The organism is Geodermatophilus telluris (assembly GCF_900102745.1).
GTDB classification, from domain to species: Bacteria; Actinomycetota; Actinomycetes; order Mycobacteriales; family Geodermatophilaceae; genus Geodermatophilus; species Geodermatophilus telluris.
Genome location: NZ_FMZF01000001.1, coordinates 489,714 through 513,612 on the forward strand (window position 1 = coordinate 489,714; position 23,899 = coordinate 513,612).

The window sequence follows — 23,899 nt, forward strand, 5'->3', positions numbered from 1 at the left end:
CCTCAGCCGTCGACGAGGGCGCCGTGGGCGAGGGCGACCTGGACGGCCTGGCCGACGTCGAGGCGGACGCCGGTGAGCTCCAGCGACCGCCACGCCAGCGCCTCGGTGCTCGCGCCGCGCAGGTCGCTGCCCCGCAGCAGGGTGCCGCGCTGGACACGGGCGCGGTCGAGGTCGGCGCCGGTGAGGTCGCACTCGCGGAGGTCCGCGTCGGTCAGGTCGGCCTCGCGGAACCGCTGGCCGGACAGGTCGCTGCCGGAGAGGTCCACGCCGCGCAGCGACGTCCAGCTCCAGTCGGAGTCGGTGGTGGTCAGCGGCCGCAGCACCGCGCCCGGGAACTGCGAGCCGGTGAGCTTGCAGCCGTCCCACACCGCGTCGAAGAGGCGGGCCCGGTCGAAGCGGCAGGACAGGAAGGCGCTCCCGTGGTGCCGCGAGCCGCTCAGCCGCACGCCGGTGAGGACGCAGGAGTCGAACACGCAGCGCCGGGTGACCAGCTCGGTGAGGTCGGCGTCGTCGAAGCGGCAGCGGGTGAAGGTGACGCGCTCGAGCTCGGCGCCCCACCAGTCGACCCGCGCGAGGTCGGCGCCCTCGAGCTCCTCCCCCGGCCCCGGCGGGCCGACGTGCGGCCGGCCCCTCAATGCGCGAAGTGGCGGGTGCCGGTGAGGTAGAGCGGGACGCCGGCCGCGCGGGCCGCGGCGACGACCTCCTCGTCCCGCACCGAGCCGCCCGGCTGCACCACCGCCCGCACCCCGGCGTCGAGCAGCACCTGCAGCCCGTCGGCGAAGGGGAAGAACGCGTCGGAGGCGGCCACCGCCCCCGCGGCCCGCTCCCCCGCCCGGGCCACCGCCAGCCGCGCGGAGTCCACCCGGTTCACCTGGCCCATGCCGACGCCGACGGTCGCCTTGTCGTGGGCCAGCAGGATGGCGTTGCTCTTCACCGCGCGCACCGCCCGCCAGGCGAAGACCAGGTCGTCGAGGCCGGCGGCGTCCAGGGGCTCGCCGCAGGCCAGCGTCCAGGTGGTGGGGTCGTCGCCGTCGGCGTCGATGCGGTCGGCGCTCTGCAGCAGCAGCCCGCCGCCGACCGGGCGCAGCTCGACCGCCGGGCGGCCGGCGTGCGGCAGCCGCAGCAGCCGGATGTTCTTCTTCGCCGTCAGCACCTCCACGGCGTCCTCGGTGAAGGAGGGGGCGGCGACGACCTCGGTGAACACCCCGGCCACCTGCTCGGCCATCGCGAGGTCCACCTCGCGGTTGGCCGCGATCACGCCGCCGAAGGCCGAGACCGGGTCGCAGGCGTGCGCCTTGCGGTGGGCCGCGGCGATGTCGGTGCCGACGGCGATCCCGCACGGGTTGGCGTGCTTGATGATCGCCACGCAGGGGTCGGCGTGGTCGTGCGCGGCCCGCCAGGCGGCGTCGGTGTCGACGTAGTTGTTGTAGGACATCTCCTTGCCGTGCAGCTGCTCGGCGTGCGCCAGCCCCGGCTCGCCGCTGCGGTAGAGCGCCGCCCGCTGGTGCGGGTTCTCCCCGTAGCGCAGCACGTCGGCGCGCTCCCAGCTGGCGGCCACCCAGGTGGGGAAGCCCGACTCGTCGTCGGGAGCGAGGACGTTGCCCATCCACGAGGCGACGGCGATGTCGTAGGTGGCGGTGTGCCGGAACGCCGCGGCGGCCAGCGACCGCCGCTGCTCGAGGGTGAAGCCGCCCGCGGTGACCGCGGCGAGCACCTCGCCGTAGCGCGCGGGGTCGACGACGACGGCGACCGACGGGTGGTTCTTCGCGGCCGCGCGCACCATCGCCGGGCCGCCGATGTCGATCTGCTCGACGCACTCGTCCGGCGTCGCGCCGGAGGCCACGGTCTCGGTGAACGGGTAGAGGTTCACGACCACGAGGTCGAAGGCGGCGATGCCGAGCTCGTCGAGCTGCGCGACGTGCTCGGGCCTGCGCCGGTCGGCGAGGATGCCGGCGTGCACGGCGGGGTGCAGCGTCTTGACCCGCCCGTCGAGGCACTCGGGGAAGCCGGTGACCTGCTCCACCGGCGTCACCGGCACGCCGGCGTCGGCGATCCGGCGGGCGGTGGCGCCGGTGCTGACCAGCTCGACGCCCGCGTCGGCCAGGCCGCGGGCGAGCTCCTCGATGCCGGCCTTGTCGTACACGCCCAGCAGGGCCCTGCGGACGGGCGTGCGGGCGTCGGTCTCGGTCACTGGGGGCTCTCCTCCGTCGTCCCGGTGACGAGTCGCGCCACCGTCTCCACCAGGAGCGTGCGCTCCACGGCCTTGATCCGTTCGTGCAGGCGCTCCTCGTCGTCGCCGGGGAGCACCGCGACCTCGCGACGGGCCAGCACCGGCCCGGTGTCCACGCCCGCGTCGACCAGGTGCACGGTGCTGCCGGTGACCGCGACCCCGGCGGCGAGCGCGTCGCGGACGGCGTGCGCGCCGGGGAAGGCCGGCAGCAGCGCGGGGTGGGTGTTGACCAGCCGGCCCTCGTAGCGGGCCAGGACGGCGGGACCGACGATCTTCATGAACCCGGCCGACACCACCCAGTCGGGCTCGTGCGCGGCGATCGCGCCGGCCAGCGCGGCGTCCCAGGCGGCCCGGTCGGGGTGGTCGCGCAGGGCCACGGTGAAGGTCGGCAGGCCGCGGCGGCGGGCGTGCGCGAGGCCGGGCGCGTCGCGGTCGGCGCCGACGGCGACCACCTCGGCGGGGTAGCCGGGGTCCTCGGCCGCCTCGAGCAGCGCGGCGCACAGCGACCCGGTGCCCGAGAGCAGGACGACGACGCGCGCCCGCGGGGTCGGGGCGGCGGCGGGCACGACCGCGATCCTAGGAGGGCCGCCGCGTCCCCCCGCCTCCCCCGTGCACCGGCCGGGCCGGCATCTCCTCAGTCGCGGGACCGCCAGCGGGCGACGGCGGCGGCGACCGCGGCGGCGATGCCGGCCTGGGCGCCGATCGAGAGCGCCGTGGCCAGCGGCGGGGCGCCGACGTCGGCGAGGGCGCCGTCGCCGAGGGTCCCGCCGGCCAGGGCGACGACGACCCCGGCGGCGAGCCCGAGCAGCGCGCCGGTGAGCACGCCCCACAGGCCGGCGACCACCGAGCCGCCGTCGTCGTCGGCCAGGCGGCGGCCCAGCGTGGTGCCCGCGACCAGGCCCGCCAGGGCCGGCACCACCTGCGAGGCGAAGGCCAGCAGCGGCACGGCCTGCGTGTCGGGCAGCGCGGCCAGCAGCGGCAGCGCCGGCACCGGGCCGAGGCTCACGCCGTGCACCGAGACGACGGTCGCGGTGCCGAGCGAGAAACCGGGGCCGGCCGCCACCCCGAGCGCGGCCGCGGCGGCGTTGGGCAGCAGCAGCGCGCCGAGCGCCAGCAGGCCGAGCGCGCCGGCGCCCGAGCCGCCCAGCGCACCGGAGACGGCGGCGTAGCCCGCGGCGTCGGCGGCCACGGCGACCGCGACGACCGCCAGCCCCAGCCCGAGGGCGGTGAGCAGGCCGGCGAGCACGGCGGGCGGCACGGCGCGGGCGGGCCCGGGCAGCCGGCCACCCGCGGCGCCGGCCAGGTCGCTCTCGCGCAGCACCCCCCAGACCGCCGCGACCGCCGCCAGCGCCGCGGGCCCGGCGCTGCAGCGCAGCAGGTCGGTGCGCGCGCCCGGGCCGTCGACGGCCCAGGCGAGCAGCACGCAGAGCAGCGCGTGGACGGCGACGACCGCCGCCACGACGACGGCGGCCGCCCGGGCGTCCCCGGGCTCGGTCACGCGCGTCACCCCGCGCGCGGCACGCGAGAGCCCCCACGCGACGGCGAGGGTGAGCACGAGGGGCGCCAGCACCAGCGGCCCGGACGGCAGGTGCAGCCCGCCGAACTGGGCGAGCAGCCACAGCCGGCCGGCCACCTGCGCCGACCCGCCGACCGGCAGGCCGCCGGAGGGGTCGAGGGCCTGCACGACCACGACGGCCAGGCCGAGGCCGACGAGGCCGAGCACGCTGACCGCGAGGGTGGCGGCGGCCGCGAGGGCGGCGGGGTACCAGGGCCGGCGGGCGTCGGGGTCGGCCTGCCCGGGGAGGGGCAGACGCGCCAGCAGGGAGACCACGGCTCCACTCTCCCAAGGCCCGGGACCGGACGGGCGCCGCACGCGCCGGGCGGCCATCCGGCCCTCGCCGAGCCCGTGGTCGTCAGGTCAGGACGAGCCCTGCCCCGAGGCGCTGGAGCCGCCGGGCGGACCGGGACGCTCGGCGCCGGGGTCGGTGGCCGGCGACGGCGTGGCCGGCTGGCCGTACGGCGGCTGCCCGTACTGCGGCTGCCCGTACTGCGGCTGCCCGTACTCAGGGCCGTACTGCGGCTGCCCGTACTCAGGGCCGTACTGCGGTTGCCCGTACTGCTGGCCGTACTGGCCGTGCCCCGACTGCCCGTACTGCTCCCCGGAGGGCTGCTGACCGTACGGGGGCTCCCCGTACGGCTGCTGACCGTACGGGGGCTCCCCGTACGGCTGCTGGCCGTACTGCGGCTGGGTGTACTGCGGCTGGCCGTACTGCTGCGCGCCGTACTGCTCCCCGTACTGCTGGCCCCACGCGGGCTGGCCGTACTGCTGGCCGTACTGCGGGTCGTGGCCGGGCTGGCCGTACGGCTGCTGCCCGTAGGCGGGCTGCCCGTACTGCTGGGCCCACGGCCGGCCGGGCGTCGGCTGTCCGGGGTGGCCCGGCCAGCCGCCACCGACCGGGCCGCCGGGCGGCGCGGGCCGGTCGCGCAGCTCGGGCAGCAGCCGCAGGACGGCGACGGCGGTGACGGCGGCGGCGACCAGCAGCGCGAGCAGCCCGACGAGGGAGAACTCGAGGTCGAGCGCCTGCACCCAGGCGACGAGCGTGAGCAGCGTCGCGAGCCCGGCGAGGCCGACGGTCACCCAGCTGCGCGGGAAGCCCGGCCGCAGGTCGACGACGGCCGGCAGCAGCGACCACACCGCCGCGAGCAGCAGCAGCACGAAGGCGAACGGCACCAGGCCGCTGACGTCGAAGCCGGTGAAGCTGTAGCTCACCGTCGGCACGTCGAAGCCGGGGATGCCGAAGTCGTCGCTGGTGTAGGTGACCCACGGCAGGAGCGCCAGCACCAGGTAGACGAGGGCACCCGCGGCGACGAGGTGGTCGGCGATCCGCAACCGCTTGAGGTCGAAGCCACCGCCGGGGCGCCCCGGCCCGGGGCCGGACGGCGGCTGCTGGGCGTGCGGAGCGCCGTGGGGGGCCGGGCCCCAGACCGACCCCGGGGCCTGCGGCTGCTGGTCCTGGGCAGGCGGCTGCGGCTGGCCGTACGGGGAGGCGGGAGGCTGCCCGTGTGCCGGCTGGCCGCCCGGGTCCGGCTGCCCGGGCACCCCGGGCTGCGAGGGCGGCTGACTGGACGTCATGCGTGGACTACCTCTCGTCACATCGGTGCGGCGCGACGCGGATGCTCTCCCCCGGCCCACCGGGGTGCAACCACGACACACAGCCTCCTCCCCGGGAGGGCGGGACCGGCACCGGCCCTGGCCGTCCCCCGGAGACGCCGAGGGGGCGCCCGCCCGGTCCGCGGACCGGGCGGGCGCCCCCTCGGGCGGTGCCGGACTCAGGCGCCGACGAGCTCCCGCATGAGGCGGGCGGTCTCCGACGGGGTCTTGCCCACGCGGACGCCGGCGGCCTCGAGGGCCTCCTTCTTCGCCTGCGCGGTGCCGGCCGAGCCGGACACGATGGCGCCGGCGTGGCCCATCGTCTTGCCCTCGGGCGCGGTGAACCCGGCGACGTAGCCGACGACGGGCTTGGTGACGTTGGCCTTGATGAAGTCGGCGGCCCGCTCCTCGGCGTCGCCGCCGATCTCGCCGATCATCACGATGGCCTCGGTCTCCGGGTCGTCCTGGAAGGCCTGCAGCGCGTCGATGTGCGTGGTGCCGATGACCGGGTCGCCGCCGATGCCGATGGCGGTGGAGAAGCCGATGTCGCGGAGCTCGTACATCATCTGGTAGGTCAGCGTGCCCGACTTGCTGACCAGCCCGATCCTGCCCTGCTGGGTGATGTTGGCCGGGATGATGCCGGCGTTGGAGCGCCCGGGGCTGATCAGGCCGGGGCAGTTCGGGCCGATGATCCGGGTGGCGCCGCCCTGGGCGTGCGCCCAGAAGTAGGTCGAGTCGTGCACCGGGATGCCCTCGGTGATGACGACGGCGAGCCCGATCTGGGCGTCGACGGCCTCGATGACCGCGCCCCTGGCGCCGGCCGGCGGCACGAAGATGACGCTGACGTCGGCGCCGGTCTCCTTCATCGCCTCGGACACGCTGCCGAACACCGGCACGCTGGCACCCTCGAAGTCGACGTCCGTGCCGGCCTTCTTGGGGTTGACGCCGCCGACGATGGCCGTGCCGGAGGCGAGCATGCGCTGGGTGTGCTTGCGCCCCTCCGAGCCGGTCATGCCCTGGACGATGACCTTGCTGTTCTCGTTGAGGAAGATCGACATCTCTTCAGGTCCTGTCGTTGAGGGCGTTCAGCGGGCGGCGAGCTCGGCGGCCCGGCGCGCGGCGCCGTCCATCGTGTCCACCACGGTCACCAGCGGGTGGTTCGCCTCGGCGAGGATCCGGCGACCCTCCTCGACGTTGTTGCCGTCGAGCCGGACCACCAGCGGCTTGGTGGCCTCGTCGCCCAGGATGCCCAGGGCGGAGACGATGCCGTTGGCGACGGCGTCGCAGGCGGTGATCCCGCCGAAGACGTTGACGAAGACGCTCTTCACGGCCGGGTCGGAGAGGATGATCTCCAGGCCGTTGGCCATGACCTCGGCCGAGGCGCCGCCGCCGATGTCGAGGAAGTTGGCCGGCTTCACGCCACCGAACTCCTCGCCGGCGTAGGCCACCACGTCCAGCGTGCTCATGACCAGGCCGGCGCCGTTGCCGATGATGCCGACCTCGCCGTCGAGCTTGACGTAGTTGAGGTCCTTCTCCTTGGCGCGCGCCTCGAGCGGGTCGGCGGAGGCGGAGTCCTCGAGCGCCGCGTGGCTCTCGTGGCGGAAGGCGGCGTTCTCGTCGAGGGTCACCTTGGCGTCGAGCGCCAGCACGGTGCCGTCGGGCGCCTTGGCCAGCGGGTTGACCTCGACGAGGGTGGCGTCCTCCTTGGCGAAGGTGTCCCACAGCTGCACGGCGATGGCGATGACCTGGTCGCGCACCTCGGGGGCGAACCCGGCGGCGTCCACGATCTCGGCGGCCTTGGCGGTGTCGACGCCGACCGTGGCGTCGACCGGGACCCGCGCCAGCGCCTCGGGGCGCTCGACGGCGAGCTGCTCGATCTCCATGCCGCCCTCGACGCTGGCCATGGCCAGGAAGGTGCGGTTGGCGCGGTCGAGGAGGTAGGAGAAGTAGTACTCCTCGGCGATGTCGCTGGCCTGGGCCACCATGACGCGGTGGGTGATGTGGCCCTTGATGTCCAGGCCGAGGATGTCCTGGGCCCGGGCGCGCGCCTCGTCGGCGTCGTCGGCCAGCTTCACGCCGCCGGCCTTGCCGCGCCCACCGGTCTTCACCTGCGCCTTGACGACGACGCGCGAGCCGATCTCCCGCGCGATCGCCTCGGCCTGGTCGGGTGTCTCGGCCACGCCGCCGGGCAGCACGGGCACGCCGTGCGAGGCCAGCAGGTCACGCGCCTGGTACTCGAAGAGATCCACGAACGAGCACCGTAGCTCCCGCGTTCCGGGCCCGCGTCACCGGCGGGGGCCGTGTGGGGAGGGTCACCGCACCGCCTCGCGGGCGGATCCGGGACCGCCCTGGTCACGGTGCAGCGCGGCGGCCACGGCCTCGGGCGGGGTGCCGTCGGGGAAGGTGCGGACGCCGTCCGGGACGCCGTCGGCACCCCCGAGGACGAAGGGGACGACGTCGTCCGCGCCCACCGCGGCCAGCCGCTCGAGCACCTCTGCGAGCAGCCCCGGTGGCGCGCCGGCCAGCCCGACGGCGTCGGCGTCCTCCTGGACGACGGTCGCGGCGAGCTGGCCGGCCGAGGCCGGGACGCCGGTGAGCACCACCTCGGCGCCGGCGTCGCGCAGCGCGCGGGCCAGCGCGACGGCGCGTGGGTCGCCGGCTCCCCCGGGTCCGGCCACGACGACGCGCAGCCGCTCCCCGCTCACCCGCCGACCGTCCGCCGCAGCCGCCAGGTGAGCACGGTGAGCAGCGCGTAGCCCAGGCCCGCGGCGAGCAGGCCGGCACCGGGGACGGTCCACTCCAGGTCCGGGGAGGCCACCGCGTCGCGCAGGCCGCCCAGCCCGGCGGCGAGCACGGTCGCGGCGAGCGCGAGCAGCCCGCCGACGGCGGCCAGCCGCGGGCGCAGCGACGGCGCGAGGACGGCGACCAGCAGCACCGCACCGGCCAGCAGCAGCCCGCCGAGCAGCGCCAGCCCCGGCCGCTCGAGCAGCCCCTGCGGGCCCTCCTGCTCCACGACGACCTGGAGACCGGTGGCCGGGTCGGCGACGAGCCGGTCGGGGACGTCGGCGGCGGGCAGCGCCAGGCAGAGCACGGTCAGCACGCCGAGCAGCACCGCGGCGCCGGCGAGCCCGGGCCGCGCCGGGTCGAGGGCGCCGCGGTCCTCCATGCGCGTGCGGCCCCACACCAGGGCGGCGCAGCCACCGGCGAGCACGGCCAGGCCCAGCGCGGCGACCTGCAGCAGCCACCCGGGGCCGGTCTCGACCGAGCTGGTGAGCACGGGTTCGCCGGCCAGCACCTCGACACCGGGGCGCACCGTCGAGGAGCTGCCCCGGTAGAGCTCGAGGAGCAGCCCGCCGAGTGCGAGCGCCCCGCCCACCGCGGCGAAGGCCAGCCCGAAGCGCGGGACGCGGCCGGCCGCCAGCCCCGCACCCACCGCGACGGAGAGGAGCGGGACGAGCAGGCCGGCCAGGACGGCGCCGGGGCCCCCGCCGAGGGTGAGCTGCTCACCGCCGACCACCAGGTACCGGGGGAACAGCGCGGCCGCGCCGGCCAGCCCGGCCAGGACGAGGAGCACCCCGGCGACCCGGGCGCCCGCGGGGACGTCGCCGACCACCAGGCCGTCGGACGCGGCGCGGGAGCGGTCCACCGTCGCCGTCCGCCCTCCGGTGGCCGGCCCGCGCCGGCCGGACGCCGGGCGACGGGCCTCCGCGGCGGCCGGACGGGTGCGCCGGGCGGTGCCGCCGCGGATCCGGTCGTCGCGGGCCCGGTCGTCGCGGGCCCGGTCGTCGCGGACAGAGCGGTCCCGGCCGGCCACGGGTCCCCCTTCGTCGAGAAGTGTTCCGAACCGGTCTCGATGTCGTCGAGATCCGGCGCCGTCTCGTGTGACCGTCGCCACACGTGGGCATTACCGTCCTGTGAACGGAGCACGACAGCGGCGCTCCGGTCACCGACGGGTTCTCGGCTCCCGGGACCACGACGGCGGCCCGTGAACGGGGAGGACCTCATGCGAGCGACCGACGAGGCCGGGCGCCGTCCAGAGTCGCACACCGACGAGGTCCTCCCGGGCGCGCCACGGGACCTGCTCCGGGCGCTGGCCTCCCCCGCCGGGGTCGCCGGCGGGCTGACCGAGCTGGCCTGGGTCGGCGCCCACGCGCTGCTCTACCCGCTGGGTGCGCGCACCGAGGCGCTGCGGCTCGACCCCCGCGTCCGGCCGGGCGAGCAGTCCCCCGCCGTCCGCGCGCTGTTCGCCGCCGACCCGCTGGCCGCCCGCATCCCCGTGCTGCTGGTGCACGGGCTCATCGACAACCGCTCGATCTTCACCGTCATGCGCCGCGGCCTGCGCCGGCGGGGCTTCGCCCAGGTGTGCACCTGGAACTACAGCCCGTTCCTCGGCGACGTCGCCACGGGCGCCCGCGACCTCGGCGCGCACGTCGAGCGGCTCTGCGCCCAGACCGGGCACGACCAGGTGCACGTCGTCGGGCACAGCCTGGGCGGGCTCATCGCCCGCTACCACGTCCAGCGCCAGGGCGGCGGCGAGCGGGTGCGGTCGCTGGTCACCCTGGGCACGCCGCACGGCGGGTCGGTGCTGGCCCACCTGCTGCCCACCCCGATGGTCCGCCAGCTGCGGCCGGGGTCGGCGGTGCTGCGGGAGCTCGCCGAGCCCGCACCCGGCTGGTCGACGCCGCTGACCGCGGTCTACAGCGACCTCGACCAGGTCGTCGTCCCCACCCGCGCGGGGCGCTGCGACCACCCCGACCTCCGGGCGCGCAACGTGCTCGTCCGCGGCGCCGGGCACATGACCCTGCCCTTCCACCGCGGCGTCGTCGACGAGGTCGCCGCCACCCTCGCCGGGCTCCGCACCGCCCCGGCCGCCCGGCTGGCGCCGGCCGCGGTCGCCTGACCGGCCGCTAGGTCCCCGGCGGTCGGAAGGTGTCGCGGACCCGCCTGGCCGTGCCGAGGACCGCCAGCAGCTGGTCCTGGTCCAGCAGCTGGTGCGTCGCGACGTGCTCGATCGCCCCGCTGCTCATCGACGTGACGCCGACGGCGAGCGCGGTCTCGGCGTCCGGCGCCTCGAGGATGACCAGCCCGTCCTGGCCGCCGGTCATCCAGTACAGGGCCTCCAGCCGCCCGCCCGCCGCCTCGGCCGTCGCCCGCACGGCGGCGGTCCGGTCCCCCGGCTGGTCCACCAGGCGGGCCCAGGTCTCCGGCTTGTAGGCGAAGAACACGACGAACCTCGGCATCACCGACCTCCTCGGGCGGCACCACGCGTCCGGCGAGTGCAGCAGGAGCCGGGGAGGCCGGCCAGGACCCCGTGAGCGTCGGCCGGGCCCCCGGCGCGCTCCGGACGCTGGGCACCCGCGCCCGCACGCCGCGCTGCGCACCGGCACGACCCGCGGAGTCCTCGTCACGCAGGGCAGACATGGCGACACGCACCGTCGCCTCCACGGCAACGGCCTGACGGATCGTTACGGTCCGATCACGGCGCCGGTACCCACCGGCGGGCGTCCCCCGGGCGCCTCCACCGCCGTCGCTCCCCCGACGGGCTGCTCCCTCCAGCCGGCCCGGGAGCGTGGACGAAGGGTGTCCCGTGACCCGGCAGAGTGCTCCAGGGCTGCTCGAGCGCCCGACGAGCGGCCTCCCGCGCGTCGCTGCCGCGCCGGCGCGGCCCCTGGTCCCGTCCCCGCGCGCGGCCGCGGACGACGTCCCCGCTCCCGCCGGGACCGGTGCGGTCCCCGCCGCCGAGCCGGCCGCGCGCCGCAGCGTCCGCCGTCCGCCCGGCCGGCGCGGCCCGCTGTGGCTGGCCGCGGTCGTCGCCGGCGCCGTCGTCGCCGCCGTTCCGGCCTTCACCGGGGGCACCCCGGCGCCGACCACCGTCAGCGCCGCCGACTACGGGCTCGGCGCGGCCGACCTCGGGCTGACCGGGGCCGTGGAGGACGCCGAGGCCCGCCGCGGCATCTCCGAGGCCGAGGCCCAGCAGCGGCTGTCCGAGCTCGCCGCCTCCCGCGCCGCCCGCGAGCCGCAGGTGGTGCTGCCGGCGCAGGGACGCATGACCACCTGCTTCTGCATGCGCTGGGGCCAGATGCACTACGGCATCGACCTCGCCGGCCCGCTCGGGACGCCGATCTACTCGGCCACGGACGGCGTCGTGCTGCGCGCCGGGGCCGCCTCGGGCTACGGCAACGCCGTCTACGTGCAGGACGCCGACGGGAACGTGCACGTCTACGGCCACATGCGCTACTACGACGTGCGGGCCGGCGACATCGTGCACGCCGGCGACCAGATCGCCAAGATCGGCAACGAGGGTCAGTCGACCGGCCCCCACCTGCACTACCAGATCAACCGCGGCAGCATGACCGGCCGCCCCATGGACCCCGAGGAGTGGCTCGCCGAGCACGGCGTGGCCGTCTGACGCCCACCCCGGGGGTGTTCCTCGCGCTCCTGGGGTCCTGCAGCACCCGCAGAGCACGAGGAACACCCCCGGAGCGGCGCCCGCTCAGCGCCACGCCGCGTCAGGAGACCTCGACGACCCCCTCGAGGACCCGCTGCTGCACCGGGGTCCCGGCGAGCACGGCCCGGTGGGCGAGCCGCTCGGGGTCTGCCAGGTAGCCCCGGTAGGCGGCGTCGGAGGCGAACGACAGGACGTGCACCTCCGTCGCGCCGTCCGCACTCCGCAGCCTGCGCTCCAGCACACCCTCGTGGCGGGCCAGCAGCGGGAGCACGAGGTCCTCGTAGCGCCGGAACGCCGCCAGCGCGCCGGGCGGCACGTCGAGGACGGCGACGACCGTGAGGCGTCCGTCGCCCGACACGCCGGCGACCGCCCTAGAGCTTGACGAGCGGGGCGTAGCGCAGGACGAGGCGCTTGGTACCGCCCGAGCCGAAGTCGACGGTCGCCTGCGCGCGGTCGCCGGCGCCGGTGACCTCGACCACCGTGCCCAGGCCGAACGCGTCGTGGCTGACCCGGTCGCCGACCTCGACGCTGATGACCGCACGGTTGCCGCGGCCGCCGCGCAGCCCCCCGGTGGACAGCCCGGTGGCCGCCACCCGCTGCTGCGCCGAGGAGCCGGTGCTCGGCGCCGGGGTGGGGTCGAGCCGGGCCCAGTGCACCGTGTCGGAGGGCAGCTCGTCGAGGAAGCGCGAGGGCGGGTTGTAGGCCGGCTGCCCCCAGCTGGTGCGCACCGTGGCGCGGGAGAGGAACAGCCGCTGCTGGGCGCGGGTGATGCCCACGTAGGCCAGCCGCCGCTCCTCCTCCAGCTCCTTCGGGTCGCCCAGCGCCCGCAGGTGCGGGAAGACGCCGTCCTCCAGGCCGGTGAGGAACACCACCGGGAACTCCAGGCCCTTGGCGGTGTGCAGCGTCATCAGGGTGACCACGCCGGCCTCGTCCCCGGACACCGGGATCTGGTCGGCGTCGGCCACCAGCGAGACCTGCTCGAGGAAGTCGGTCACCGTGCCGCCGGGGTTGGCCGCCTCGAACTCCGCGGCCACCGAGATCAGCTCGTTGAGGTTGTCGACGCGGCCCTCGTCCTGCGGGTCGGTGCTGGCCTCGAGCTCGGCCAGGTAGCCGGTGCGGTCGAGGACGCTCTCCAGCAGCGCGGCCGGACCCGACCCGGACTCGACCAGCTGCTCGAACTCCTCGAGCAGCGTCACGAACTCCTGCACGGCCTTGAGCGAGCGCGGCGCGAGCGTGGTGATCTCCGGGCAGCGGCGCAGCGCGGAGGCGAACGCGATCCGCTCGCGGTCGGCGAACTGCTCGATGCAGGACTCGGCCTTGTCGCCGATGCCGCGCTTGGGCGTGTTGAGCACGCGGCGCAGGCTCACCACGTCGGCGGGGTTGGCCACCACCTTGAGGTAGGCGATGGCGTCGCGGACCTCCTTGCGCTCGTAGAAGCGCACCCCGCCGACGACCTTGTAGGGCATGCCGACGCGGATGAACACCTCCTCGAAGACGCGGGAGGCGTTGTTGGTCCGGTAGAAGACGGCGATGTCGGCGGGCCGGGTCTTCCCGGCGTCGACCAGCGCGTCGATCTGCTCGGCGACCCAGGCCGCCTCGTCGTGCTCGTTCTCGGCGACGTAGCCCTCGATCAGCTCGCCGTCGCCGGCGTCGGTCCACAGGTCCTTGGGACGGCGGCCGGTGTTCCTGGCGATGACGGTGTTGGCCGCCCGGAGGATCCGCTGCGTGGAGCGGTAGTTCTGCTCGAGCAGGATCGTCGTCGCCTGCGGGTAGTCGCGCTCGAACTCGTCGATGTTGCGGATCGTCGCGCCGCGGAAGGCGTAGATCGACTGGTCGGCGTCGCCGACGACGCAGAGCTCGGCCGGGGGCACCGGCCCCTCGCCGGTACCGACCAGCTCGCGGACCAGCACGTACTGCGCGTGGTTGGTGTCCTGGTACTCGTCGACCAGCACGTGCCGGAAGCGGCGGCGGTAGTGCTCGGCGACGTCGGGGAAGGCCTGCAGCAGGTTGACCGTCGTCATGATCAGGTCGTCGAAGTCCAGCGCGTGCGCCTCGCGCAGCCGCCGCTGGTAGAGCGTGTACGCCTCCTTGAGCACCTTCTCAGGCGCCGTCTGGGGGTCGTAGGACTCCTCGTCGACCAGCTCGTTCTTCAGGTTCGACACCTGCGCGGCGAGGCTGCGGCCGGGGTAGCGCTTGGCGTCGAGGTCGAGGTCGCGGGCGACCATCGTCATCAGCCGCACCGAGTCGCCCTGGTCGTAGATCGTGAACGACGACTTCAGGCCCAGCTTGGCCGCCTCGGCGCGCAGGATGCGCACGCACATGGAGTGGAACGTCGACACCCACATCGCGCGGGCACGCGGCCCGACCAGCTGGGCGACGCGCTGCTTCATCTCGCCGGCGGCCTTGTTGGTGAAGGTGATCGCCAGGACCTCGCCGGGCTGCACACCGCGGGCGCCGAGCAGGTAGGCGACGCGGTGGGTGAGCACGCGGGTCTTGCCCGAGCCGGCACCGGCGACGATGAGCAGCGGGCCGCCCTCGTGGACGACGGCCTGACGCTGGGGACCGTTGAGGCCGGCCAGCATGCGGTCCAGTTCCCGGCCGGCCGAGCCGGGAGCGGAACGCTGGAGCGCGGCGGTACCGGGGAGGGCCTGCTGCACGCTGCTCATAGCCACACCACTGTAGTTCGCACCGGCGACGGCCCCGCCCGGCGCCGGACCGGTCGTGGCGCCCTCCGGGACCGGTGTGGCAGACTCCCCGCCGTGCTGCTCGCCACCGTCGGCTTTTCCTACGGGCACCGGGTCCCGGTGTCCGTCGCCGCTGGCTGAGCAGCCGCCGCAACGAACGCCCCGGGCCCGAGGAGCCCGGGGCGTTTCTCGTTCCCGGGGTCCCGACGGCCACCGTCCCACCCGGAGGAACCCGATGACCGCCACCCTGCCGCCCACCGACGCCGACGGCCGCATCGCCGAGCTGCGCGAGGAGATCGACGCCTGCGACGCCGAGCTCATCCGGCTCGTCCAGCGCCGGCTGGCCGTCTCGCACGAGATCGGCCGGCTGCGCCGGGAGTCCGGCGGCACCCGGCTGTCGCTGGCCCGCGAGCAGCAGGTCATCGCCCGCTTCCAGGACGCGCTCGGTCCCGACGGCGCCGCGCTGGGCATGATGCTGCTCCGCCAGGGCCGCGGCCGCCTGTGAAGGTCAGCGCCGCGGGTCGGCGGGCGGCACGTCGGCGTGCCGGTGCACCAGCCACCAGTCGCCCTCGACCCGCCGGTACACGTGCGTGACCCGGAGGGTCATCTCCTGCGGCTCCCCGCCGTCGACGCGCACGGTCCCCCGCTCGACGCCGACGGTGTAGGCGAGGTCCCCGCTGACGTCGACGACGTCGTAGCGCGGGACGAGCCGGCCGTCGCTGAACCGGCTGCCCACCCACTCGACGGTCCTCGTGACGGCGTGGTGGCCCTTCTCGACCGGGCCCCAGGCGCCGAACAGCGTGACGTCGGGCGAGTCCGCCCAGCAGCTCGCGTACGGACCGGGGTCGCCGGCCCCCATCGCGGCGAGACCGTCGGCGACCCGTGCCATCGCGCGGGACAGCGCAGGGTCCACCTCGGCTCCTCCCCCGGCGGGCCCGGCCGGCCCGTCGCGCTCCCGTGGACGGTCAGGGTCCGCGCGAGCGGTCCTCTCCGGAACCCCGGGCCGCGTGTCACGTCCGGGGCGGCCGCGTCGTCTCCAGGACACACCCCGTCGGAGAGGACGCCGCCATGACCGCCACCACCGCCCGCATCCCGCTCGACCCGCCGCGCACCCTGCTCACCCGCGCCGTCGACCGCTACTCCCGCCGCGTCTACGGGGCCACGCTCGCCCCGGCCGCCGCGATGGGCCACCACCCCCGGCTGCTGGTCACCCAGCTCCGCCACGAGCGCGCGCTCGCCCGGTGGGACCGGCTCGACCCGACGCTGAAGTCGCTGGCGGTCATGTCCGCGGCGGTCACCGTCGGCTGCTCCTGGTGCGTCGACTTCGGGTGGTGGGTCACCAGCCAGGAGGGCACCGACCCCGCCAAGCTGCGCGCCGTGCCCGCCTGGCGCGACAGCGACGTGCTCACCGACCTCGAGCGGCGGGTCGTGGAGTACGCCGAGGCGATGAGCACCACGCCGATGGGGGTCACCGACGAGATGGTCGCCGCGCTGCGGCGCGACCTCGACGACGCCGCCCTCGTCGAGCTGACCACCATGGTCGCCGTGGAGAACGCCCGGGCCCGCACGAACAGCGCGCTGGGCCTGCCCAGCCAGGGCTTCCGCGACCGCTGCGAGCTCCCGGCCCGCGCGTGACCGGGCTCCTGCCGGCCTTCGAGGCGCACCGGCGGCTGCTGTTCACCGTCGCGTACCAGATGCTGGGCAGCGTCACCGACGCCGAGGACGCCGTGCAGGACGCCTGGCTGCGCTGGTCGGCGGCCGACCGCGACGACGTCGCCGACCCCCGGGCCTGGCTGGTGCGGACGACGACCCGGCTGGCGCTGGACCGGCTGACCTCCGCGCGGGCGCGCCGGGAGACCTACGTCGGCCCGTGGCTGCCCGAGCCGCTGCTCACCGACCGCGGCGGCGACCCCGCCGACGAGGCGGTGCTCGGCGACGAGGTCTCGCTGGCGCTGCTCGTCGTCCTGGAGAGCCTCTCCCCCGCCGAGCGGGCGGTGTTCGTGCTGCGCGAGGTGTTCGGGGTGCCCGCCGCGGAGGTCGCCGCCGTCCTGGGCCGGTCGGAGGCGGCGGTCCGGCAGATCGGGCACCGGGCGCGCGAGCACGTGGCCGCCCGCCGGCCGCGCTCCGTCGTCGACCGGCGGGTGCACCGGGAGGTCACCGAGCGGTTCCTGGCCGCCTGCCTGGGCGGCGACGTCGACGCGCTGGTGGCCGCGCTCGCCCCGGACGCGGTGCTGGTGACCGACGGCGGCGGGCGGGCGAAGGCGGCCCTGCGGCCGATCACCGGGGCCGACAAGGTGGCCCGCTTCCTGAGCGCCGTCGTCTCCGGCGGGGCGTCGCTGCCGGGGCTGCGGATCGGCCTGGCCGAGGTCAACGGCCGGCCCGGGGTGGCCGCGTGGACCGACGAGGGCCCCTACGTCGCGGTCTCGCTGGTGGTCACCGACGGGCGGGTGCAGCAGGTGCTGGTCGTGCTCAACCCCGACAAGCTGGCCGGACTGCGGAGGTGAGCTGCCGGGCCCACGCCTAGGCTCCGCCGGGTGACCGCGCCCCCGCCCCGCACGCCCGCCGAGCACGTCGAGCGGGCGCTGTGCGTGCTCGCCCACCCCGACGACGTCGACTTCGGCAGCGCGGGCACGGTGGCGACCTGGACGGCGGCCGGCACCGAGGTCACCTACTGCATCGTCACCGACGGCGACGCCGGCGGCTTCGACGAGACCCCGCGGGACCGGATGGGCCCGCTGCGGCGGGAGGAGCAGCGCGCCGCGGCCGCCGCCGTGGGCGTCACCGACGTCCGCTTCCTCGGCTACCCCGACGGCCGGCTCGAGCTCACCCTCGACCTGCGCCGCGACATCTCCCGCGTCATCCGCCAGGTGCGCCCGCAGCGGGTGCTCACCAGCTCGCCGGAGCGCTGGTACGAGCGGATCGGCGCCAGCCACCCCGACCACATGACCGTGGGCGAGTCGACCCTGCGGGCGGTGTACCCCGACGCCCGCAACCCCTTCGCGTTCCCCGAGCTGCTCGCCGACGAGGGGCTCGACGCGTGGACGGTCAGCGAGGTGTGGCTGGGCGCCAGCCCGCGCGCCGACCACGCCGTCGACGTCACCGACGTCGTGGAGCTGAAGTTCGCCGCGCTGAAGAGCCACGTGACGCAGGTCAGCCACGTCGACGACCTCGAGGGGTTCGTCGGTGGCTGGATGGCGCAGACCGCCCGCCGCTTCGACCTGCCCCCCGGCCGCCTCGCCGAGGCCTTCCACGTGGTGTTCACGGCGTGAGGGGAAGGTGACCCCGCCCTGCGAGGCGTCGCGAGGAGTGGGGGCCGGAGGCCTCCGCGATCGAGTGACGGGCAGGGCTCCGCGCACCAGGGGGACGGCACCTGGCCGCGGTGACGTCCGGTAGGACGTCAGAGCAATCGGTTGGTGGCGGCCCAGCGGGTGAGCTCGTTGCGGTTGGACAGCTGCAGCTTGCGCAGCACGTTCGAGGCGTGCGACTCCACCGTCTTCACCGAGATGAACAGGCGCGAGCCGATCTCCCGGTAGGTGTAGCCGCGGGCCAGCAGCTGCATGACCTCGCGCTCGCGGGCGCTGAGCAGGTCCAGGCCCGGGTCGGTCGCCGGGTCCTCGGACCGGGGGGCCGACGGCGAGGTGGCGGCGAAAGCGTCGAGCACGAACCCGGCGAGCCGGGGGCTGAAGACGACGTCACCCTCGGCCACCCGCTGCACCGCGGCGCGCAGCTCCGGCCCGGAGATGGTCTTGGTGACGTAGCCGCGGGCGCCGGCGCGGATGACCGCGATGACGTCCTCGGCGGCGTCGGACACCGACAGCGCCAGCCAGCGGGTCCCGGGCAGCTCCGCCCGCAGCGCCTCGAGCACCGCCCGCCCGTCGCCGCCGGGCAGGTGGACGTCGAGCAGCACCACGTCGGGGACGGCGGCCCGGATGCCGGCGACGGCGGAGTCGACGTCGGCGGCCTCGCCCACCACGGTCACCGCGTCCCCCAGCTCGGAGCGCACCCCGGCGCGGACCATCGCGTGGTCGTCGACGAGGTAGACGCGGGGCCGCTCGGGAGCGCTCACGCGGCGACCTCGCGCGGCAGCACCAGCTCCACCTCGGTGCCCTCGCCCGGGGCCGACCGGACCGTCGCCGTCCCGCCGATGCGGGACACCCGCCCGGTCACCGAGTCGCGCAGCCCGCGCCGGTCGCCGGGCACCGTGCCCGGCTCGAAGCCGGCACCGCGGTCGCGGACGAACACCGACACCGACTGCGCGGTCACCTCGGTGTAGAGGTCGGCCGAGGTCACGCCGGCGTGCTTGGCCGCGTTGACCAGCGCCTCCCGGGTGGCCGCCCCGAGCGCGGCCAGCGCGTCGTCGACCGGCGCGTCGCCGACCACGACCGGGTCGACGGTCAGCGCGTGGTCGGCCTCGACCTCGGCGACCATCTGCGACACCAGTCCCGCCCACGTGCCGCCGGCCGCGGTCGCCGGCTCGTAGAGCCAGCTGCGCAGCTCGCGCTCCTGGCTGCGGGCCAGCCGGGCCACGGCCTGCTGGTCGCCGGCGTGCCGCTGGATGAGCGCGAGGGTCTGCAGCACCGAGTCGTGCAGGTGCGCGGCGACGGCGGCCCGCTCCTCCGACCGGATGCGGGCGGTGCGCTCGGCGGCGCGGGAGTCCAGCAGCCGGCGCCACAGCGGGGCGGTGGCCAGCACCAGGCCGGCGAGGATGACCAGCGTGGCGGTGAACCCGTTGCGGGCGTTGGCCAGCTGACCGGTGGTGGCCAGCAGCAGCACCACGCCGGCCGCGGCGAGCACCGCGCCGCCGGCCAGCACCCACGGGACGCCGGGCCGGGTCAGCGTGCGGTCGGTGTCGAGCTGGCGCCAGATGACGGCCAGGCCGCCGCCGAGCAGCAGCAGCGGCGCGACGAGGTCGCCGCCGCCCCAGGTGGCCAGGTTGCCCAGCAGCACCAGCGCGCCCAGCCCGGTGAGGACCAGGCCGATGGTCTGCCGGCGGCTGGGCTGGGCGTCCGCGGGCACCGGGACGGCCTCGCCCTGCGGGACGAAGAACCACAGCAGCGCGTAGACGACCACGCCCACGCCGGTGGTGGCCAGCGCGACGAGGACCACCCGGACGACCAGCGGCTCGGTGCGCAGGTGCGCCGCCGTCCCCGCCGCGACGCCGGCCAGCAACCGGCCCGAGCGGGGCCGGACCAGCGGGGGCCGCTCCACCGTGGCGACCGCGACCGGCGCCGGGGCCGCAGGAGCTGGTACGGCCGGAGGCGGTGCGGCCGGGGGCGCGGGTGCGCCCTCGGGGGTCGTCGCCGTCCTCGTCACGGCGACGATCGTCGCACCGCGCGCCCCCGTCCCGGTACCGGGAAGCCCCCGGAGGAGGCGGACCAGGGTCGGATGGGGGCCTTCCCCGATACCGGCCGGGCGGTCCGGTCGGCACGCTCCCTGCCATGACCGCCGCACCCCCTCCCGCCCCGCCGGCCGACCCCCCTCCGGCCACCCGTCCCGCGCTCCGGCGCAGCCGCACCGACAAGATCGCCGGCGGTGTCGCCGGCGGGCTCGCCGAGTACAGCGGCATCGACCCGCTGCTGTGGCGGGTCGGCTTCGTCGCCCTCACCCTCGCCGGCGGCTCCGGCGTCATCGTCTACGCGCTGCTGTGGCTGCTCATGCCCGGCGGGCCGCGCCGGCGCGCCGACGGCGCCCCGGCCGAGCCGCCCGGCCCCCGCTCCCCCGTCGCCGCGTTCACCGTGGCGGGCCTGCTGATCCTCGTCGGGCTGCTGGTCCTGGTCACCCGCTACACCGACCTCGACCCCGGCGCACCCGGGTTCCTGGCCTCCGCCCTGCTGGTCGTGGGCCTGGGGCTCGTCGCCTCGAGCTTCAGCCGCGGCCGCTCGCCGCGCGGCGGGCTGATCGCCGTCGGCGGCGTGCTGTCCCTGGCGGTGCTGTTCTCCTCGGCCGTCCCCGAGTTCGACGACGAGACCGGCGGCATCGGCGACCAGAGCTACCGGCCGACCACGGTGGCCGACGTGCGCAGCGCCTACCACGTCGGCGCCGGCGACCTCGACCTCGACCTCTCCCGGCTCGACGTCGACGAGGTCGACACGCCGCTCGAGGTGCGCATCGACCACGGCATGGGCGACCTGGACGTGACCGTGCCCGACGACTTCGACGTCCGCGTGGACGTCGAGCACGGCGTCGGCGACGTCGACCTGTTCGACGAGGGGTCCGACAGCGGCCTGTTCCGCGGCGAGGACGGCGACGGCGACGTCGACCTCGTCCTGACCATCAACTCCGGCTTCGGAGACGTGGAGGTGTCCCGTGCCTGACTACAGCGAGTTCCCCACCACCCCCACCGGCTGGCAGGAGCGCGCGCTGGCCGACCAGTGGCACTACCCGACCGCGCTGGAGCCCAGCCCCACCCCGCCGCCGCGGCGCCGGCCGGACCCGGTGACCCTCGTGCCGGGCGTCGTCTTCGTCGTCCTGGCACTGGTGGTCCTGGCCGGGGTCGCCCTGCCGCTGGACCTCGTGGCCGACGGCGGCCTGCTCTGGCTGCTGCTGGTGGGCGCCGGCGTCGCGCTGCTGGTGACCGAGCTGCGGAGGACGCGCCGCAGGCGCGGCTGACACCGCGGGGGCGGAGACGCGGAGGGCCCGGGGAGCACACGCTCCCCGGGCCCTCCGGCGTGCGGCGGTCCCCCCGCCTACTCCCACTCGATGGTGCCGGGCGGCTTGCTCGTGACGTCGAGGACGACCCGGTTGACCTCGGGCACCTCGTTGGTGATGCGGGTGGAGATCCGGGCGAGCACGTCGTAGGGCAGCCGGGTCCAGTCGGCGGTCATGGCGTCCTCGCTGGACACCGGGCGCAGCACCACCGGGTGGCCGTAGGTGCGCCCGTCGCCCTGCACGCCCACCGAGCGGACGTCGGCCAGCAGCACCACCGGGCACTGCCAGATCTCCGAGTCGAGCGCCGCCGCGCTGAGCTCCTCGCGGGCGATCGCGTCGGCCCGGCGCAGCACGTCGAGCCGGTCGCGGGTCACCTCGCCGACGATGCGGATGCCCAGCCCCGGGCCGGGGAACGGCTGGCGCTGCACGAGCCGGTCGGGCAGGCCGAGCTGCCGGCCCACCTCGCGCACCTCGTCCTTGAACAGCGTCCGCAGCGGCTCGACGAGGGTGAACTGCAGGTCCTCGGGCAGGCCGCCGACGTTGTGGTGGCTCTTGATGTTGGCCGTGCCGGTGCCGCCGCCGGACTCCACGACGTCGGGGTAGAGCGTCCCCTGCACGAGGAAGTCGACGGTCTCCCCGTGCGCCTGCGCGTCGGCGACGACGTCGGTGGCCGCCTGCTCGAACACCCGGATGAACTCGCGGCCGATGGTCTTGCGCTTCTGCTCCGGGTCGCTGACGCCCGCCAGCGCCGCCAGGAACTGCTCGCTCGCGTCGACCACCCGCAGGTCGGCGCCGGTGACCTCGGCGAAGTCGCGCTCGATCTGCTCGGTCTCGCCCTGGCGCATGAGCCCGTGGTCGACGTACACGCAGGTCAGCCGGTCGCCGATGGCCCGCTGCACGAGCGCGGCGGCCACCGCGGAGTCGACGCCGCCGGACAGCGCGCACAGCGCCCGCCGGTCGCCGATCTGCTCGCGGATGCGCTCGACCTGCTCGTCGACGACGTTGCTCATCGTCCAGGTGGGCTCGAGGCCGGCGATGTCGAACAGGAAGTGCTCGAGCACCGTCTGTCCGTGGGCGGTGTGCCGCACCTCGGGGTGGAACTGCACCCCGGCCAGCCGCCGGTCGACGTCCTCGAAGGCGGCGACCGGCGCGCCGGTGGAGGTGGCGGTGACGGTGAACCCGGGCGGCGCCGCGCTGACGGCGTCCCCGTGGCTCATCCACACCGACTGCTCGACCGGCAGCGCCCCGAACAACCGCCCGCCCGTGGTGACCGTCAGCGGCGTGCCGCCGTACTCGCGGTCGCCGGTGCGCGCCACCGTGCCGCCGAGCGAGGCGGCCATCGCCTGGAAGCCGTAGCAGATGCCGAAGGCCGGTACCCCGCCCTCGAACAGTGCCGGGTCGATCTGCGGGGCGTCCTCGGCGTAGACGCTGGACGGGCCGCCGGAGAGCACGATCGCCGCGGGCTCGCGCGCGAGGACCTCCTCCGCGGACACCGACGACGGGACGATCTCGGAGTAGACGCCGGCCTCGCGGATGCGCCGGGCGATGAGCTGGGCGTACTGCGCGCCGAAGTCGACGACGAGGACGGTCGGGAAGTCCATCAGTCGGGTCGACCGCCGATCACGAGGTCGACCCGCTGGAACTCCTTGAGGTCGCGGTAGCCGGTCTTGGCCATCGTGCGGCGCAGCGCCCCGAAGAGGTTGGTGCGCCCGTCGGCGGTCTCGGCCGGGCCGAGCAGCACCTGCTCCAGCGTCCCGGCCGCCGGCACCGGGGCCGACGTCCCGCCGCGCGGCAGCCGCGGGTGGGCCGCCACCGAGTCCCACCAGACGCCCCCGGCCGGTGCCTCCCGCGCGGCGCGCAGCGGCTCGCCGATCTGGACCGCGTCGGCGCCGCAGGCCAGCGCCCGCGCGATCGCGCCGCTGGTCTCGATCCGGCCGTTGGCGATGACGTGCACGTACCGGCCGCCGGTCTCGTCGAGGTAGTCGCGGCGGGCGGCCGCGGCGTCGGCGATCGCGCTGGCCAGCGGCACCCGGACGCCCATGACGGCGTCGCCGGTGGAGTAGCTGTCGGCGCCCACGCCGACGATCACGCCGGCCGCGCCGGTGCGCATGAGGTGCAGCGCCGTCTGGTAGTTCGCCGCGCCGCCCACGACCACCGGGACGTCGAGGTCGGCGATGAACTCCTTGAGGTTGAGCGCCCCGCCCTGGGTGGTGACGTGCTCGGCGGAGACGATGGTGCCCTGGATGACCAGCAGGTCCACCCCGGCGGCGAGCACCGCGGGGGCCAGCTGCAGCGTGTGCTGCGGCGAGACGCGCACCGCCGTCGTCACCCCGGCGTCCCGCATCTCCTTGATCCGGGCGCCGATCAGGTCGGGCTCCACCGGCTGCGCGTAGACCTGCTGCAGCAGCGACACCGGCGGCGGCGCCTCGGCCGCGGCGTCGCGCAGCCGGCGGTACACCGGCAGCGGGTCGTCGTAACGGGTCCACAGCCCCTCGGCGTTGAGCACGCCGAGTCCGCCGGCCTGGCCGACGGCGATCGCCGTCGCCGGGCTGACCACGGCGTCGCTGGGGCTGGTGACCAGCGGGATGTCGAACCGGAAGGCGTCGATCTGCCAGGCCGTGGAGACGTCGTCGACGTCGCGGGTGCGGCGCGACGGGACGATCGAGACCTCGTCCAGGTCGTAGCCGCGGCGGGCGAAGCGGTTGAGGCCGATCTCGACGGTGTCGCGGGCGGGCATC

25 protein-coding genes are annotated in these 23,899 nt (G+C 76.1%); 8 read left to right on the forward strand and 17 right to left on the reverse strand.

Annotation, left to right across the window (positions count from 1 at the left end):
- Positions 1-2 precede the first annotated feature (2 nt).
- The 9 genes from BLQ97_RS02290 to BLQ97_RS02330 form a co-directional block, all read right to left on the reverse strand.
- Positions 3-635, reverse strand: coding sequence for a pentapeptide repeat-containing protein (locus BLQ97_RS02290; RefSeq protein ID WP_091362841.1), 633 nt, complete (start codon positions 633-635; stop codon positions 3-5).
- Positions 632-2,191 carry a bifunctional phosphoribosylaminoimidazolecarboxamide formyltransferase/IMP cyclohydrolase gene (gene purH, locus BLQ97_RS02295; protein ID WP_091362843.1) on the reverse strand — a complete coding sequence of 520 codons (1,560 nt, stop codon included), beginning with the start codon at positions 2,189-2,191 and terminating at the stop codon, positions 632-634. Before purH ends, BLQ97_RS02290 begins: the two co-directional genes overlap by 4 nt.
- The gene (gene purN, locus BLQ97_RS02300) at positions 2,188-2,796 is read right to left on the reverse strand and encodes a phosphoribosylglycinamide formyltransferase (protein ID WP_091362844.1); all 609 of its coding nucleotides are present in this window, start codon (positions 2,794-2,796) and stop codon (positions 2,188-2,190) included. Before purN ends, purH begins: the two co-directional genes overlap by 4 nt.
- A gap of 68 nt (positions 2,797-2,864) precedes the next feature.
- A complete protein-coding gene (locus tag BLQ97_RS02305; protein WP_091362846.1) occupies positions 2,865-4,061 on the reverse strand; it encodes a cell division protein PerM in 1,197 nt (398 codons plus the stop codon).
- Positions 4,062-4,148: 87 nt separating this feature from the next.
- Positions 4,149-5,363 carry a hypothetical protein gene (locus BLQ97_RS24125; RefSeq protein ID WP_175471558.1) on the reverse strand — a complete coding sequence of 405 codons (1,215 nt, stop codon included), beginning with the start codon at positions 5,361-5,363 and terminating at the stop codon, positions 4,149-4,151.
- Positions 5,364-5,560: 197 nt separating this feature from the next.
- Positions 5,561-6,439: a succinate--CoA ligase subunit alpha gene (sucD, locus tag BLQ97_RS02315; RefSeq protein WP_091362847.1), complete on the reverse strand. Its 879-nt coding sequence runs from the start codon at positions 6,437-6,439 to the stop codon at positions 5,561-5,563.
- Between the two features lie 27 nt (positions 6,440-6,466).
- Complete coding sequence (gene sucC / locus BLQ97_RS02320; protein WP_091362849.1) at positions 6,467-7,630, reverse strand: ADP-forming succinate--CoA ligase subunit beta; 1,164 nt, start codon at positions 7,628-7,630, stop codon at positions 6,467-6,469.
- 63 nt (positions 7,631-7,693) lie between these two features.
- Positions 7,694-8,086: a cobalamin B12-binding domain-containing protein gene (locus BLQ97_RS02325; RefSeq protein WP_091362851.1), complete on the reverse strand. Its 393-nt coding sequence runs from the start codon at positions 8,084-8,086 to the stop codon at positions 7,694-7,696.
- Positions 8,083-9,195 carry a hypothetical protein gene (locus tag BLQ97_RS02330; RefSeq protein ID WP_245691738.1) on the reverse strand — a complete coding sequence of 371 codons (1,113 nt, stop codon included), beginning with the start codon at positions 9,193-9,195 and terminating at the stop codon, positions 8,083-8,085. Before BLQ97_RS02330 ends, BLQ97_RS02325 begins: the two co-directional genes overlap by 4 nt.
- A 189-nt stretch (positions 9,196-9,384) precedes the next feature.
- On the opposite strand from BLQ97_RS02330, the gene BLQ97_RS02335 reads away from it, so the two are divergent.
- Entirely contained in the window at positions 9,385-10,281 is an 897-nt protein-coding gene (locus tag BLQ97_RS02335; protein WP_091363838.1) for an esterase/lipase family protein, read from the forward strand.
- A gap of 7 nt (positions 10,282-10,288) precedes the next feature.
- Here BLQ97_RS02335 and BLQ97_RS02340 read toward each other — a convergent pair whose 3' ends face one another.
- A complete protein-coding gene (locus BLQ97_RS02340) occupies positions 10,289-10,621 on the reverse strand; it encodes a GYD domain-containing protein (RefSeq protein WP_139173422.1) in 333 nt (110 codons plus the stop codon).
- Positions 10,622-10,968: 347 nt separating this feature from the next.
- Between BLQ97_RS02340 and BLQ97_RS02345 the strand changes: the two genes are divergently transcribed.
- Positions 10,969-11,790, forward strand: a complete 822-nt coding sequence (locus BLQ97_RS02345; RefSeq protein WP_245691739.1) for a M23 family metallopeptidase — start codon at positions 10,969-10,971, stop codon at positions 11,788-11,790.
- A gap of 100 nt (positions 11,791-11,890) precedes the next feature.
- Here BLQ97_RS02345 and BLQ97_RS02350 read toward each other — a convergent pair whose 3' ends face one another.
- Both BLQ97_RS02350 and pcrA read right to left on the reverse strand, forming a co-directional pair.
- Positions 11,891-12,187: an antibiotic biosynthesis monooxygenase family protein gene (locus BLQ97_RS02350; RefSeq protein ID WP_091362855.1), complete on the reverse strand. Its 297-nt coding sequence runs from the start codon at positions 12,185-12,187 to the stop codon at positions 11,891-11,893.
- Between the two features lie 13 nt (positions 12,188-12,200).
- Complete coding sequence (pcrA, locus tag BLQ97_RS02355; RefSeq protein ID WP_091362857.1) at positions 12,201-14,495, reverse strand: DNA helicase PcrA; 2,295 nt, start codon at positions 14,493-14,495, stop codon at positions 12,201-12,203.
- Between the two features lie 253 nt (positions 14,496-14,748).
- Between pcrA and BLQ97_RS02360 the strand changes: the two genes are divergently transcribed.
- A complete protein-coding gene (locus tag BLQ97_RS02360) occupies positions 14,749-15,018 on the forward strand; it encodes a chorismate mutase (protein ID WP_091362858.1) in 270 nt (89 codons plus the stop codon).
- Positions 15,019-15,021: 3 nt separating this feature from the next.
- Here BLQ97_RS02360 and BLQ97_RS02365 read toward each other — a convergent pair whose 3' ends face one another.
- Positions 15,022-15,426, reverse strand: coding sequence for a YybH family protein (locus BLQ97_RS02365; protein ID WP_139173423.1), 405 nt, complete (start codon positions 15,424-15,426; stop codon positions 15,022-15,024).
- A 155-nt stretch (positions 15,427-15,581) separates the two neighbouring features.
- On the opposite strand from BLQ97_RS02365, the gene BLQ97_RS02370 reads away from it, so the two are divergent.
- The 3 genes from BLQ97_RS02370 to BLQ97_RS02380 are packed head-to-tail and all read left to right on the forward strand — an operon-like array spanning position 15,582 to position 17,782.
- On the forward strand, positions 15,582-16,148 hold the full coding sequence (locus BLQ97_RS02370) for a carboxymuconolactone decarboxylase family protein (protein ID WP_091362860.1): 567 nt from the start codon (positions 15,582-15,584) through the stop codon (positions 16,146-16,148).
- Positions 16,145-17,017, forward strand: coding sequence for an RNA polymerase sigma-70 factor (locus tag BLQ97_RS02375; protein WP_245691740.1), 873 nt, complete (start codon positions 16,145-16,147; stop codon positions 17,015-17,017). Before BLQ97_RS02370 ends, BLQ97_RS02375 begins: the two co-directional genes overlap by 4 nt.
- A gap of 30 nt (positions 17,018-17,047) precedes the next feature.
- A complete protein-coding gene (locus BLQ97_RS02380) occupies positions 17,048-17,782 on the forward strand; it encodes a PIG-L deacetylase family protein (protein ID WP_091362862.1) in 735 nt (244 codons plus the stop codon).
- Positions 17,783-17,910: 128 nt separating this feature from the next.
- Here BLQ97_RS02380 and BLQ97_RS02385 read toward each other — a convergent pair whose 3' ends face one another.
- Both BLQ97_RS02385 and BLQ97_RS02390 read right to left on the reverse strand, forming a co-directional pair.
- Positions 17,911-18,579, reverse strand: a complete 669-nt coding sequence (locus BLQ97_RS02385; RefSeq protein ID WP_091362863.1) for a response regulator — start codon at positions 18,577-18,579, stop codon at positions 17,911-17,913.
- Positions 18,576-19,721 (reverse strand): ATP-binding protein, encoded by a 1,146-nt coding sequence (locus BLQ97_RS02390; protein WP_091362865.1) that lies wholly within the window; start codon positions 19,719-19,721, stop codon positions 18,576-18,578. The genes BLQ97_RS02385 and BLQ97_RS02390 overlap by 4 nt, the downstream gene beginning before the upstream one ends.
- A 230-nt stretch (positions 19,722-19,951) precedes the next feature.
- Between BLQ97_RS02390 and BLQ97_RS02395 the strand changes: the two genes are divergently transcribed.
- Positions 19,952-20,827 carry a PspC domain-containing protein gene (locus tag BLQ97_RS02395; RefSeq protein WP_091362867.1) on the forward strand — a complete coding sequence of 292 codons (876 nt, stop codon included), beginning with the start codon at positions 19,952-19,954 and terminating at the stop codon, positions 20,825-20,827.
- Positions 20,820-21,122, forward strand: a complete 303-nt coding sequence (locus tag BLQ97_RS02400) for a hypothetical protein (RefSeq protein ID WP_091362869.1) — start codon at positions 20,820-20,822, stop codon at positions 21,120-21,122. Before BLQ97_RS02395 ends, BLQ97_RS02400 begins: the two co-directional genes overlap by 8 nt.
- A 77-nt stretch (positions 21,123-21,199) precedes the next feature.
- Here BLQ97_RS02400 and guaA read toward each other — a convergent pair whose 3' ends face one another.
- Together guaA and BLQ97_RS02410 are read right to left on the reverse strand one after the other, a co-directional pair.
- Complete coding sequence (gene guaA / locus BLQ97_RS02405; RefSeq protein ID WP_091362870.1) at positions 21,200-22,762, reverse strand: glutamine-hydrolyzing GMP synthase; 1,563 nt, start codon at positions 22,760-22,762, stop codon at positions 21,200-21,202.
- Positions 22,762-23,898: a GuaB3 family IMP dehydrogenase-related protein gene (locus tag BLQ97_RS02410; protein ID WP_091362872.1), complete on the reverse strand. Its 1,137-nt coding sequence runs from the start codon at positions 23,896-23,898 to the stop codon at positions 22,762-22,764. Before BLQ97_RS02410 ends, guaA begins: the two co-directional genes overlap by 1 nt.
- Between the last annotated feature and the right edge of the window lies 1 nt (position 23,899).

Bases quoted from the DNA above. Each gene is read 5' to 3' on its own strand.
- BLQ97_RS24125 (WP_175471558.1), bottom strand. From the start codon at position 5,363: ATGACGTCCAGTCAGCCGCCCTCGCAGCCCGGGGTGCCCGGGCAGCCG.
- sucD (WP_091362847.1), bottom strand. From the start codon at position 6,439: ATGTCGATCTTCCTCAACGAGAACAGCAAGGTCATCGTCCAGGGCATG.
- BLQ97_RS02335 (WP_091363838.1), top strand. From the start codon at position 9,385: ATGCGAGCGACCGACGAGGCCGGGCGCCGTCCAGAGTCGCACACCGAC.
- BLQ97_RS02340 (WP_139173422.1), bottom strand. From the start codon at position 10,621: ATGCCGAGGTTCGTCGTGTTCTTCGCCTACAAGCCGGAGACCTGGGCC.
- pcrA (WP_091362857.1), bottom strand. From the start codon at position 14,495: ATGAGCAGCGTGCAGCAGGCCCTCCCCGGTACCGCCGCGCTCCAGCGT.
- BLQ97_RS02360 (WP_091362858.1), top strand. From the start codon at position 14,749: ATGACCGCCACCCTGCCGCCCACCGACGCCGACGGCCGCATCGCCGAG.
- BLQ97_RS02370 (WP_091362860.1), top strand. From the start codon at position 15,582: ATGACCGCCACCACCGCCCGCATCCCGCTCGACCCGCCGCGCACCCTG.
- BLQ97_RS02395 (WP_091362867.1), top strand. From the start codon at position 19,952: ATGACCGCCGCACCCCCTCCCGCCCCGCCGGCCGACCCCCCTCCGGCC.
- guaA (WP_091362870.1), bottom strand. From the start codon at position 22,762: ATGGACTTCCCGACCGTCCTCGTCGTCGACTTCGGCGCGCAGTACGCC.
- BLQ97_RS02410 (WP_091362872.1), bottom strand. From the start codon at position 23,898: ATGCCCGCCCGCGACACCGTCGAGATCGGCCTCAACCGCTTCGCCCGC.